Genomic DNA, 13,204 nt, shown 5'->3' with positions numbered 1-13,204 from the left:
GGGAGAGAAATGAAGAATGAAAAACGCATGATGAATGAAAATGTGCTGAAGAGGTTTCATTATTCTACTGAACAAGTCATTGAAAAACCATTTAACTGGAAGCAAATGCTCAGGCTCTTCAGCTATATGAAGCCTTATCGAAAAACTTTGCTGCCTTTAGCAATTTTAATGGTCTTAATCACGACAGCTGTTCGCCTGATTATTCCAATTCTTATCGGGGTTTACGTGCTCGATAAGGCGATTGTTGATAAGGATACGGGCTTACTTACGATATTAATTGCTGCAATTGCTGGGTTGTATACTTTATCGTATGTGGCAAATTTTTTAAGAATCAGATGGATGAATCAGCTAGGTCAAAGTGTGATCTATGATTTAAGAAAGCATCTTTTTACACATGTTCAAAATCTCTCCCATCGTTTTTTTGATCAGCGGTCTGCAGGTTCGATTCTCGTTAGAATTATGAATGATATTAATTCACTGCAAGAATTATTTACAAATGGTGTTATTAACTTATTAATGGATATTATCCTGCTTATAGGGATATTTGCTATATTGTTTAGCTTAAGCCCAGAATTAACATTGGCGGTCATGGTTATTTTGCCGATAATGTTCTTTATCTCGACCAGTCTTAGAAGAAATATTCGCCGTTCTTGGCAAACAGTGAGACTCTTTCAATCAAAGTTAAATTCGCATCTAAATGAAAGCATTCAGGGCATTCGAGTTACACAGGCTTTTACTCAAGAAAAGGAGAATATGAGTTTCTTTGATGGAGTCAATACAGAGACCTTTGAAAGCTGGCGTGTCGCATCGCAAAAAAATGCGATGTTTAGACCATTGGTGGAGCTTACGAATGCGGTAGGAACAGCGGTGTTAATATGGTTTGGTGCTTCCTTAATCCAAAATGAAACGATGACAATTGGGATCTTTGTCTCTTTCGCTTTTTATTTAGGTATGTTTTGGGAACCAATCTCAAGACTTGGCCAGGTATACAATCAATTACTAATGGGGATGGCCTCGTCTGAACGTATTTTTGAATTTTTGGATGAAAAACCGATTGTTTCCGAAAAGAAAGAAGCACTCCACTTGGAGGAAGTAAAAGGGCATATCGAGTTCAAAGATGTTGTTTTTTCTTATGATGAAAAAAGAACTGCCTTAAAAGGCGTTAATCTGGAAATGAAAGCAGGTCAAACAGTGGCTTTGGTTGGTCATACTGGTTCCGGGAAAACGACGATTGCCAATTTAATCAGCCGTTTTTATGATCCAACGAGTGGCGAGATTTTATTAGATGGGCATAATTTAAAAGATATTTCATTAAAGGATTTACGCCAGCGAATAAGTGTTGTCCTTCAAGAAACATTTATCTTTTCTGGGACGATTGCTGATAATATTCGCTTTGGTAATCCTTTCGCTACGGATGAAGAAGTTCAAAAAGCAGCGGAGGCGATAGGAGCACATTCATTTATTGAAAACTTGCCAAACGGTTATCAAACTGAAGTGGAAGAAAGAGGTAATATCCTTTCGGTTGGTCAACGGCAGCTTATATCATTCGCTCGAGCTTTACTTGCAGATCCACGCATCATCATTTTGGACGAAGCTACGGCAAGTATTGATACGGAAACAGAAATCAAAATCCAAACAGCATTGAAGACGTTGTTGGAAGGAAGAACAGCAGTTATTATCGCACATCGACTTTCTACAATTCGTGAAGCAGATAACATCATTGTTCTTGATCATGGAGAAATTATTGAACAGGGCAATCATGAAGAGCTAATGAATTTGCAGGGCGAATATTATCAACTGATAAAAGCCCAATTTAATATGCTTAATGCGGTATAAATGACAGCACTACCTTCATGGTGGTGCTTTTTTTTAGAAAGTGATCTAAAGCTTGAAATCGAATGAATCTCAGTTTAATTTGGTACATGTCCTTTTTTAAATAATATGCTAAAATGAGGACATACTTTTTGGCTGTTTTGAAATTTGAAAAGCATCTGCTTCGGAGGAATGAAAGTGAAAAAGGAATTTGCAGTTATAGGGTTAGGTCGTTTTGGTGGCAGCATTGTTCGTGAATTAGCTGAAGAAGGCATGGAGGTAATGGCAATTGACACAAAAGAGGACCGGGTTAATGAATTTTCTATGATTGCTTCCCACGCTGTAATGGGTGATACTACAGATGAGTCTGTTTTAAAGGGGTTAGGGATTCGAAATTTTGATCACGTTATCGTAGCAATCGGTGATAATATTCAAGCAAGTATTTTGACGACTTTAATGTTAAAGGAACTTGGGGTTAAACATATAACTGTTAAAGCGCAAAATGATTATCATGAAAAAGTTTTATTAAAAATAGGAGCCGACACTGTAGTCCATCCTGAAAGGGATATGGGCAAAAGAATTGCTCATAAAATGGTTTCCAACAGCGTGTTAGACTACTTAGAGCTTTCTGATGAACATAGTATTGTTGAGATTGTTGCTGGTGGGGCGCTGATTGGGCACACGATATTAGAACTCGACATTCGCGCGAAATATGGAATAAACATAGTGGCTATTAAAAGAGGAAATGATATTAATGTTTCCCCTCAAGCGAACGAAGTTATTCTGCAAAACGACGTTTTAATTGTTATTGGTGCTGATTCAGATATCCATCGATTTCAGAAAAAAGTGATGAACGATTAAAGTAAAAAACCAAGCAGTTGACATTAAGTCGCATGCTTGGTTTTTAATGTTCTAGGAAATAATAGATTTCTTTTGTTGTGGTGAACGCTTTTAATGGGTGTATCAGCCGCCTACCGCCTTACAAACTTCACCCTCCCTTCGATAAGTTGACCTACGGTGCTAGCACCGTAGGTTTCCTATATCGTAAGATCAGGCCCTTTTAAGATTGTGGACGGCGATGTTTTTATACTTCCATAATGATCGGTAAAATCATTGGTCGACGCTTTGTTTTTTCGTATAAAAATGGAGCGAGTGTATCCGTAATCTCATTTTTAATTTCTGACCATTGAGTCGTTTTCCTTTCCATTACTTTATTTAAGTGTTTGGAAATAAGACTTTGGGCATCGTTAATTAAATCACCAGACTCTCTCATATAGACAAAACCGCGTGAGATAATGTCTGGACCAGCTGCGACTTTGAAATCTTTCATATTGATGCTTATGACAACAACTACTAATCCTTCTTCTGAGAGAATACGGCGATCACGAAGAACGATATTTCCAATGTCACCTACGCCACTGCCATCAATATAGACATTGCCAGAAGGTATTTTGCCAGCGATCTGGGCAGCATCCTCACTAAGAGCAAGAACTTCTCCATTGTCCATAATAAAGCAGTTTTCTTCCTCTACTCCACAGTCAACAGCAAGTTTCATATGCATTCTTTGCATGCGGTACTCCCCATGAATCGGCATAAAAAACTTTGGTTTAATAAGGCGAAGCATCAGTTTTTGCTCTTCTTGACCACCATGTCCTGATGTATGAATATCACTTAGTTTTCCGTGAATAACGTCTGCTCCTGCACGGAAGAGCATATTAATCGTTCGACTAACACTTATTGTATTTCCTGGGATTGGAGAGGAGGAGAACACGACTGTATCCCCAGGAATAATTTGAATTTGCCGATGTGTACCATTGGCAATACGTGATAACGCAGCCATTGGTTCTCCTTGACTACCGGTACATAAAATCGTTACTTGATTTGCTGGAAGACGATTAATCGATTGGGCATCAATAAATGTATCTTTCGGTGCTCGAATATAGCCTAATTCTTGTCCGATATTGATCGCTGCTTCCATACTTCTGCCAAATACAGCAATTTTTCTTCCGTTTGCGACTGCGGCTTCTGTTACTTGTTGCAAGCGGTGAATATTTGAGGCGAAAGTTGCAAAAATAATGCGGCCATCGACCTTTCTAAAAATATCGTGTATATTATCGCCAACTCTTCGTTCAGACATGGTGAAATCAGGGACTTCACTGTTCGTACTGTCTGAGAGGAGGCATAGGACTCCTTCTTTGCCGATTTCAGCCATTTTGGTTAAATTGGCAGGTTCACCTACAGGGGTGAAATCAAATTTGAAGTCTCCTGTATGAACAATTTGTCCAGGAGGTGTTTTTACAACAATACCGTACGAATCAGGGATACTGTGAGTTGTTCGAAAGAACGTAACCGATGTCTTTCTAAATTTAATGATATCGTCCTCTTGAATTTCATAAAGTTTTGCTTGTCTTAATAGACCATGCTCTTCTAATTTATTTCGAATAAGACCCAAAGCGAGCTTTCCGCCGTAAATGGGAATATTTATTTCTCTCAATAAATAAGGGATACCCCCAATGTGATCCTCGTGTCCGTGTGTGACGAATAGTCCTTTTATTTTATCGACATTTTTAACTAAGTAAGTGTAATCTGGGATGACATAGTCAATGCCAAGTAATTCATCTTCTGGAAATTTGATTCCAGCATCAATTAAAATAATTTCGTCTTGAAATTGAACACCGTACGTATTTTTACCTATTTCACCCAAGCCGCCTAAAGCAAAAACAGCGGTTTGATCATTTTTAACAAATTTCATAAATTATCCAATCTCCAATACTTTGTAATTTTCATTTTTCTGTTCATATTCTAAGAATGCTCCATCTACAGGGGTAATAAACTCAATATTGTACGGATACTCTGCCAATTTTGCACGTACCTCGCGTACAGAGTCCGCTTTTACAAAAAGGGTCTTTGTTTTCTCACGCACTGGAGCTTCTGTTTTTAATTCTTGATAATAAACTTTAAAAATCATCCTTTTTCTCTCCTTTGTTATAAAAAATTAAAAATATGTGATTCAATTTCATAAGCACCAGCTGTTTATAAAAACGAATTTTTATTAATGCTGTAGTACGGATCTAATATGTATAGATTTTCTAAAAAACCCGTTTTTAACCATTGTCATTATGAAATTGATTCATGTCATAGTGGGATTTAAATCAAATCTAAAGCAAGGGGAAATTTTTAATTATCTCCCAAGTATTTCCGATAGTAACTTTATCTATTATATATAAAATAGGAAGTAATTTCATTCATTTTCTTTTTGCAGTGATGCTTGTCCTTTTGTTGAGTTGCTTTTTTGAAGTATCGTTTTCCAATTTACTATAAAGAAGGAGCCCTTCGCAAGCATGAAGGGCTCATCATTAATTTACGCGATGGATTTTTTTCGAAGCAAATCTTTCCAATGTCGAACAAGCTTTTTCTTCAGCTTCTTTAACATTGTGGATCATCTCCTTACTTCCTATATTATACGATCCTTGTCCAAAGTAAAGATAAATCTCTCCTGTTATATATTTCTTATCTTTATTATATGAAGTAATAGTTATTTTTCTCATGGATAAACATGGTATTAACATATTTGTTAAAATTAAGCGATTCCGCCTTTATATAAAAAAAGCAAAGGAGCTTTGTAGAACTCCTTTGCTTTTTTTATCTTTCGATTGGTGTTGCATTTTCAATTGGTGCAAATGGATCGTCTTTGTTGATATGATCATAAAACATTATTCCATTAAGATGGTCAATCTCATGCTGAATACAAACAGCAGGTAAACCTTTCAGCCTCAGCTTAATCTCTTCACCTTCTAATGTCGTCGCTTTCACCGTTACTCTTGCATATCTTGGGACGTACCCTGGAATTGACTCATCCACGGAAAGGCAGCCTTCGCCGCTTGTAAGATAAGCTTTCTCCACAGAATGGCTGATAATCTTTGGATTAAATAAGGCATAGCTGTACAGATTTTCTTTTTCATCGGTTACATGGATTGCAATCATTCTTTTTGAAACATTGATTTGCGGTGCTGCTAGACCAATGCCAGGTCTTAAGTCTTTTTCTTTTGCAATTTCAGGATTTTGACTTGCGATTACATATTCCATTAGAGCTTTTAATGTATCTTTATCTTCCTCTGATGCTGGAAGCGGGACCTCTTTTGCAACGGAACGCAAAGTAGGGTGACCGTCTTTAATAATGTCTTCCATCGTAAGCATGTATTTCACTCCCACGTAATTCTCTCGTGCATTATTTTAACAGAATTTATAATGACCGTATAGTTGCAACAATTTACTAGTAAGGGACATAATTAATAATAGATTTGAATAGGATCTATTAATCGTATCAATTTTCGTTTTTTACAGGTGTCCAGCAAGCAATATATATGATATATCATGGTAATGAAGCTCATTTTTCATACACATCAATACCTTACTGAATGGTCATTGTTGTACGGTTTTTTTTATGTACTATTGTAAAAATATGCAACAAACTATATAGTAATAATTGTCATATGAAGGGGGTTACAAAGTGTCAATTTTCAATTGGAGGCATCCGTTTTTATTGCTTATTTTCATAACTATCATTGCTATGACGGGCTGTTTTAATCGAACCACTACTACGGATGAAATGTATGCTGTGTTAGAAAATGTCGTCGATTTAGAGCAAGACTTTGAAAAGCAGCAGCAGCCATTAGTAGAACTAGAGAAAGAAGAAAAGGAAATATACAGTGAGATTATCGGCTTAGGAATGAAGGAATTTGAGCAAATTGTATCACTTTCTGAAAAGGCCTTAACAATTGTTGATAAAAGGCAAGAGCATATGCAAAAAGAAGAAGAAAGCATCCAAGCATCGAAACAGGAGTTTGAAAAATTTGTTCCTTTAATCGAAAAGCTTGATGAAGGTGAATTAAAAACTAAAGCGAATGGGCTTTACGAAACAATGCAGAAACGATTTGCCACTCATGATACCCTTTTTGATAATTATATGAAGGGGATTGAATATGATAAAGAACTGTACCAAATGTTTCAGGAAGAAGGATTATCGATTGATGAGCTTGAAGAACAAATTACAAAAATAAATGATACGTATAAGCTTGTTCTCGATTCTAATGAAGAGTTCAACGAGTATACGAAACAATACAATGAGATTAAACTTGAATTTTACAAAGCTGCTGGAATAGAAATAAGTGAAGAGCAAGAAAGCTGAAGGAATCGAAAATTCGATTCCTTTCATTTTTGTTTTATAATTATTATTATATAATTTTCTTTATTATAACAGCGCTATCATTGTTTTATTTTTTATAGTACAGAAATTGTATATTAATGATACAGTTTGATAAATATTTAACACATTAAAAAACGTGAATAGATTAAAAAACTTGAAGCTTAGTAATTGACGTGGCTGATTTGATTAGTGTACACTAAAAACGAAGTTTGTAGTTGTATCAATTTATCTCTCTGAAATTATAGTACAGCTTTTGCCGACAACTGGTTTTAAAGGGAGCGTTTTATTTCAAACAGATTGAGGAAAACTATTCGTAATCATGTGTGTTTAAAGCGCTTTACCATTCTCAGATAAGTGTATTATTTCTAAGATGAGATAGATTTGGGTACTATAATATTGTTTTCTTTCCCATACATAGCTTGAAATGGAAGCAAACATGGGAACCAAAAATATTTGTACTTTAATATATTTTGTATGAAAGGGTGACTTTTAATGGCTTCTAAAACAAATAAAGCTAGTTTTGATGCAAAGAAGCAGCTTGAAAAGGTAGAAGAGCAGTTTGAAACATTTCAAATACTTAATGAAGAGGGAGAAGTCGTAAATGAAGCGGCTGTACCGAACTTAAGTGATGAACAACTACAGGAACTAATGAAACGCATGGTTTATACAAGAATACTTGACCAGCGTTCTATTTCATTAAATCGTCAAGGTCGTCTTGGTTTCTATGCACCAACTGCTGGACAAGAAGCTTCACAACTAGCATCGCAATTTGCGTTAGAAAAAGAAGACTTTATCCTTCCTGGTTACCGTGATGTTCCACAGCTTATCTGGCATGGTTTACCGTTATCTCAAGCCTTCCTATGGTCAAGAGGACATTTCAAAGGTGGAGATATTCCTGAAGGTGTTAACGTAATCTCTCCACAAATCATCATCGGGGCTCAATATGTGCAAGCTGCTGGAGTTGCGCTCGGAATGCAAAAACGTGGTCAAAAAGCGGTTGCCATTACGTATACAGGTGATGGTGGAACTTCTCAAGGTGATTTCTATGAAGGGATCAACTTTGCAGGTGCTTATAAATCTCCTGCCATTTTTATGATTCAGAACAATCAATTTGCGATTTCAACACCACGTGAAAAGCAAACTGCTGCTAAAACATTAGCACAAAAAGCAGTTGCCGCTGGTATTCCGGGAATTGTTGTTGATGGAATGGATCCACTGGCTGTTTACAGTGCAGTTAGAGAAGCTCGTGAGCGTGCTATTAATGGAGAAGGGCCAACATTAATTGAAACGATGACATATCGCTATGGTCCTCATACAATGGCTGGGGATGACCCAACACGTTACCGTACGTCTGATTTAGATAACGAATGGGAAAAGAAAGATCCACTTGTTCGTTTCCGCAAATATCTAGAGAAAAAAGGGATTTGGAACGAAGAGTTGGAAAATGAAACAATTGAACAAGCTAAAGAAGATATTAAAGTAGCGATTAAAGAAGCAGATAATACTCCGAAGCAAAAGGTAACGGATTTGATCTCAATTATGTATGAAGAGCTTCCGCATAACCTAGAGGAGCAATATGAAATATATAAAGAGAAGGAGTCGAAGTAAGCCATGGCGCAAATGACAATGATTCAAGCAATCACGGATGCGTTACGCACTGAATTAAAAAATGATCCGAATGTATTAGTGTTCGGAGAAGACGTAGGTGTAAACGGTGGGGTTTTCCGTGCAACTGAAGGACTCCAAGCAGAATTTGGGGAAGATCGTGTGTTTGATACACCATTAGCTGAATCTGGTATTGGTGGTTTAGCAGTTGGTCTAAGTTTACAAGGCTTCCGTCCTGTTCCAGAAATCCAATTCTTTGGATTCGTATATGAAGTAATGGATTCTATTTCCGGTCAATTAGCTCGTATGCGTTACCGTTCTGGTGGCCGTTATAATGCGCCGGTTACGATTCGTTCACCATTTGGTGGTGGAGTGCACACACCTGAAATGCATGCTGATAGCTTAGAAGGCTTAATGGCACAACAACCAGGTTTGAAAGTGGTTATCCCTTCCACACCTTATGATGCAAAGGGGTTATTAATTTCAGCTATTCGTGATAACGATCCAGTAATCTTTTTAGAGCATATGAAATTATACCGCTCCTTTAGACAAGAAGTACCAGAGGGAGAATATACAATTCCGCTTGGCAAGGCTGAAGTGAAGCGTGAAGGTACTGACCTTTCAATCATCACTTATGGTGCAATGGTTCATGAGTCAATTAAAGCAGCCGAAGAACTTGAAAAAGAAGGACATTCTGTTGAAGTTGTGGACTTACGTACAGTAGCTCCGCTTGATATTGACACAATTGTCGCTTCAGTTGAAAAAACAGGTCGTGCAATTGTTGTTCAAGAAGCACAAAAACAAGCTGGTATTGCAGCGCAAGTTGTTGCTGAAATTAACGATCGTGCAATCCTTAGTCTTGAAGCACCTGTTTTACGTGTTGCTGCACCGGATACAGTATTTGCGTTTCCACAAGCTGAATCTGTATGGCTTCCTAACGTTAAAGATATTATTGAAACAAGCAAAAAAGTACTTAATTTCTAAAAAAATTGAACGAATAGACCGTGTTTAAGGGAGATGGGTTGTCCATTACCCTTAAATTCGATCAAACGGCATACAAACAAGAATATTTTAGGAGGATGAATCCATGTCATTCCAATTTAAACTGCCTGATATTGGTGAAGGTATCCATGAAGGTGAAATTGTAAAATGGTTCGTGAAACCAGGCGATAAAGTCCAAGAAGATGATGTACTTTGTGAAGTACAAAACGATAAAGCTGTTGTTGAAATTCCATCTCCTGTTGCAGGTACAGTTGAGGAAGTTCTAGTAGATGAAGGAACAGTGGCAACTGTAGGGCAGGTATTAATTACATTTGATGCACCTGGATATGAAGATCTTAAATTTAAAGGCGATGAAAGTGAAGAAGCTCCTAAAGACGCACCAGCTGCTCAGCCAGAAGCAACAGCAGAAGCAGCAGAAGCAGGAGCCAATGCAGAACCTGCTGATCCAAACCGTCGCATTATTGCAATGCCTTCTGTTCGCAAATATGCTCGTGATAAAGGTGTTGATATTCGTCAAGTAACAGGTTCGGGTGATAACGGCCGGGTACTAAAAGATGATATTGATGCGTTCTTAAATGGTGGGGCACCAGCGGCTGCTTCTACAACAACTGAAGATGCACCAGCAGCACAGGCTGAAGCGGCAAAACCAGCATCTGCTCCAATTCCAGCTGGTCAATACCCGGAAACTCGTGAGAAAATGAGCGGAATTCGTAAAGCAATTGCAAAGGCAATGGTGAATTCTAAACATACTGCTCCACATGTAACACTTATGGATGAAGTCGATGTAACGAACCTTGTAGCAAATCGTAAGAAGTACAAAGAAGTTGCTGCAGGCAAAGGAATTAAGCTTACATTCCTTCCGTATGTAGTAAAAGCTCTAACAAGTGCATTGCGTGAATACCCTGCTTTAAATACTTCATTAGATGATGCTACAAATGAAATTATTCATAAGCATTATTACAATATTGGGATTGCGGCTGATACAGAAAAAGGTTTATTAGTACCCGTTGTGAAGGATGCAGACCGCAAGTCGATTTTCAATATTTCTCAAGAAATCAATGAATTAGCAGGAAAAGCTCGTGATGGTAAATTAGCTCCAGACGAAATGAAAGGTGCTTCTTGTACAATTTCTAACATCGGTTCTGCTGGTGGGCAATGGTTTACTCCAGTAATTAACCATCCGGAAGTTGCCATTCTTGGTATCGGACGCATTGCTGAAAAGCCTGTGATTAAAGATGGTGAAATTGTTGCAGCCCCTGTGCTCGCACTTTCATTAAGCTTTGACCACCGTATGATTGACGGTGCTACTGCGCAAAATGCCCTAAATCATATTAAACGCTTATTAAATGATCCAGAATTAATGTTAATGGAGGCGTAATAAAATGGTAGTTGGAGATTTTCCTATCGAAACAGATACACTTGTCCTTGGTGCAGGTCCTGGTGGTTATGTAGCAGCAATTCGTGCGGCACAACTTGGACAAAAAGTTACAATTGTTGAAAAAGCAAATCTTGGTGGCGTATGTTTGAATGTTGGCTGTATCCCTTCTAAGGCATTAATCGCTGCAGGTCACCGCTATGAAACGGCTTTACATTCTGAATCAATCGGGATTACTGCTGAAAATGTAAAAGTTGATTTCTCGAAGGTTCAAGAATGGAAAGGTAGCGTTGTAAATAAGCTAACTTCTGGTGTAGAGGGTTTATTAAAAGGAAACAAAGTAGAAATTGTTCGCGGTGAAGGATATTTCGTTGACGCTAACACAATTCGTGTCATGGATGATAACTCTGCCCAAACATATACTTTTAAAAATGCAATAATCGCTACAGGCTCTCGTCCGATTGAGCTTCCTACTTTTAAGTATTCTAATCGTGTTATCAACTCAACAGGTGCTTTAAACCTACCTGTAATTCCAAAGAAGCTCGTTATCATCGGTGGAGGGGTAATTGGAGTTGAGCTGGGAACTGCATACGCAAACTTTGGAACTGAAGTAACGATTCTTGAAGGTAGCGGTGAATTATTTGCAGGAGCATTTGAAAAGCAAATGTCTTCTATTGTAGCCCGCAACTTAAAGAAAAAAGGTGCTGATATCGTTACAAATGCACTTGCCAAAGGTGTCGTTGAAAATGAAAATGGCGTAGTTGTTACGTATGAAGCTAAAGGTGAAGAAAAAACAGTTGAAGCAGATTATGTTCTTGTAACTGTAGGCCGTCGTCCAAATACTGATGAAATGGGTCTTGACCAACTTGGAATTGATATGACTGAACGTGGAATCATCAATATTGATGTACAATGCCGTACAAATATCCCTAACATTTATGCGATAGGTGATATTGTCCCTGGACCACAATTAGCTCATAAAGCATCTTATGAAGGAAAAATCGCGGCAGAGGCGATTGCAGGTCATAATGCGCAAATTGATTATCTTGGAATTCCAGCAGTTGTATTCTCTGATCCTGAGCTTGCTTCTGTAGGCTATACAGAAAAACAAGCGAAAGATGAAGGAATCGAAGTGGTCGGTTCGAAGTTTCCATTTGCTGCGAATGGTCGTGCCCTTGCTTTAGATGCTGCAGAAGGTTTCTTAAAGCTTGTTACTCGTAAGGAGGATGGACTTGTTATTGGCGCACAAATTGCTGGACCAAGTGCTTCTGATATGATAGCAGAACTTGGCTTAGCGATCGAAGCGGGAATGACTGCTGAAGATTTAGCAATGACCATTCATGCTCATCCAACATTAGGTGAAATTACAATGGAAGCTGCAGAAGTAGCAATTGGCAGCCCAATTCACATTATTAAATAAGGTAACAATAAAGGAAAGCTGTGTCAAAAGGTCGTTGAAACGACTTTTTGATATCAGCTTTTTTTTGTAATTATTTGAGTATTATTTTATGGTGGATAAAAGGGGTTTTCCTGTTATAAGGTTTGTACGGCTCTAAGAACAAAGGAAATGTTTGGCAACCGATTCGCAGCTATCTTAACTAGAGTGTAGTGCAGAACAGCTCTATTGTCCTTCAATCTGTTTGCAGCAATCGTTTTTTATTTGTAAAAAATGTTTGCTAACCTTTTGTGAATCGAGCTTTCAAAAGAGCATATCAAAATAATTAATTCGTTAATGCAGCTTCGATGGGTTGAAGGATTTCTTCTTTAGAGCTTTCACCTGCTACTTGTGCTAAAACTTCATCGTTGTGAAGGATGATAATCGCTGGACAATCTTGAACCTCAAGCTTTGTAAAAATGTCTTTATCAGTAGTGGGAGCAAAAGTTTTTATCTCACTGAATTCTTCTGGAAAGCGTTGCCGCAATTCAATAATCGCATCGTAATAAGGAGCTTCCATTTGAAGATTACCATGTTCTGTTTCATTTGAAAAAAAGAGAACTTGTTTAACGCTACTATCAATCTCGATGCTTTTAGCATCGCTTTTTTGGCATGCAGATATCATCATGAATAAGATAATAATTATTATAGGTGCGAAATTCATTGAAATAGCCTCACATTCAAATAAGAAATTCTGTTCAGTAAATAACGCGTAATTACCCATATAGTAGCATAGAGACCAAAATAAATAGGGGATGTCACCTAAATG

Annotated in this window: 11 protein-coding genes; 7 read left to right on the top strand and 4 right to left on the bottom strand. The window is 37.7% G+C overall.

The annotated features are described in order from the left end of the window. Positions 1 to 9: 9 nt before the first annotated feature. Positions 10 to 1,836 carry an ABC transporter ATP-binding protein gene (locus NST02_RS15960; protein WP_137742786.1) on the top strand — a complete coding sequence of 609 codons (1,827 nt, stop codon included), beginning with the start codon at positions 10 to 12 and terminating at the stop codon, positions 1,834 to 1,836. 168 nt (positions 1,837 to 2,004) lie between these two features. Continuing rightward, positions 2,005 to 2,673 (top strand): potassium channel family protein, encoded by a 669-nt coding sequence (locus NST02_RS15955; RefSeq protein WP_095313472.1) that lies wholly within the window; start codon positions 2,005 to 2,007, stop codon positions 2,671 to 2,673. Between the two features lie 223 nt (positions 2,674 to 2,896). On the opposite strand, the gene rnjA is transcribed toward NST02_RS15955, so the two are convergent. From rnjA to def, 3 genes are all read right to left on the bottom strand, one after another. Further along, the gene (rnjA, locus tag NST02_RS15950) at positions 2,897 to 4,564 is read right to left on the bottom strand and encodes a ribonuclease J1 (RefSeq protein WP_095313470.1); all 1,668 of its coding nucleotides are present in this window, start codon (positions 4,562 to 4,564) and stop codon (positions 2,897 to 2,899) included. A gap of 3 nt (positions 4,565 to 4,567) precedes the next feature. Further along, entirely contained in the window at positions 4,568 to 4,780 is a 213-nt protein-coding gene (locus NST02_RS15945; protein ID WP_095313466.1) for a DNA-dependent RNA polymerase subunit epsilon, read from the bottom strand. A gap of 674 nt (positions 4,781 to 5,454) precedes the next feature. Further along, positions 5,455 to 6,009 (bottom strand): peptide deformylase, encoded by a 555-nt coding sequence (def, locus tag NST02_RS15940; RefSeq protein WP_095313464.1) that lies wholly within the window; start codon positions 6,007 to 6,009, stop codon positions 5,455 to 5,457. Between the two features lie 313 nt (positions 6,010 to 6,322). Between def and NST02_RS15935 the strand changes: the two genes are divergently transcribed. The 5 genes from NST02_RS15935 to lpdA all read left to right on the top strand — a co-directional run bounded on the left by NST02_RS15935 (position 6,323) and on the right by lpdA (position 12,420). Then, positions 6,323 to 7,000 (top strand): YkyA family protein, encoded by a 678-nt coding sequence (locus NST02_RS15935; RefSeq protein ID WP_095313462.1) that lies wholly within the window; start codon positions 6,323 to 6,325, stop codon positions 6,998 to 7,000. 510 nt (positions 7,001 to 7,510) lie between these two features. Further along, entirely contained in the window at positions 7,511 to 8,626 is a 1,116-nt protein-coding gene (gene pdhA, locus NST02_RS15930) for a pyruvate dehydrogenase (acetyl-transferring) E1 component subunit alpha (RefSeq protein ID WP_212933406.1), read from the top strand. Between the two features lie 3 nt (positions 8,627 to 8,629). After that, entirely contained in the window at positions 8,630 to 9,607 is a 978-nt protein-coding gene (locus tag NST02_RS15925; RefSeq protein WP_095313457.1) for an alpha-ketoacid dehydrogenase subunit beta, read from the top strand. A gap of 103 nt (positions 9,608 to 9,710) precedes the next feature. After that, positions 9,711 to 11,003: a dihydrolipoamide acetyltransferase family protein gene (locus NST02_RS15920; RefSeq protein WP_095313455.1), complete on the top strand. Its 1,293-nt coding sequence runs from the start codon at positions 9,711 to 9,713 to the stop codon at positions 11,001 to 11,003. A 4-nt stretch (positions 11,004 to 11,007) separates the two neighbouring features. Next, a complete protein-coding gene (lpdA, locus tag NST02_RS15915; RefSeq protein ID WP_095313453.1) occupies positions 11,008 to 12,420 on the top strand; it encodes a dihydrolipoyl dehydrogenase in 1,413 nt (470 codons plus the stop codon). 301 nt (positions 12,421 to 12,721) lie between these two features. Here the strand turns inward: lpdA and NST02_RS15910 are convergent, their stop codons facing one another. Next, the gene (locus NST02_RS15910; protein ID WP_137742790.1) at positions 12,722 to 13,099 is read right to left on the bottom strand and encodes a small peptidoglycan-associated lipoprotein; all 378 of its coding nucleotides are present in this window, start codon (positions 13,097 to 13,099) and stop codon (positions 12,722 to 12,724) included. Positions 13,100 to 13,204: the final 105 nt, after the last annotated feature.

Source organism: Robertmurraya sp. FSL W8-0741, from assembly GCF_038004005.1.
GTDB lineage: Bacteria > Bacillota > Bacilli > Bacillales > Cytobacillaceae > Robertmurraya > Robertmurraya siralis.
Note: the sequence above shows the minus strand (reverse complement) of the source record. Positions and strands in the feature narration are given on the sequence as shown.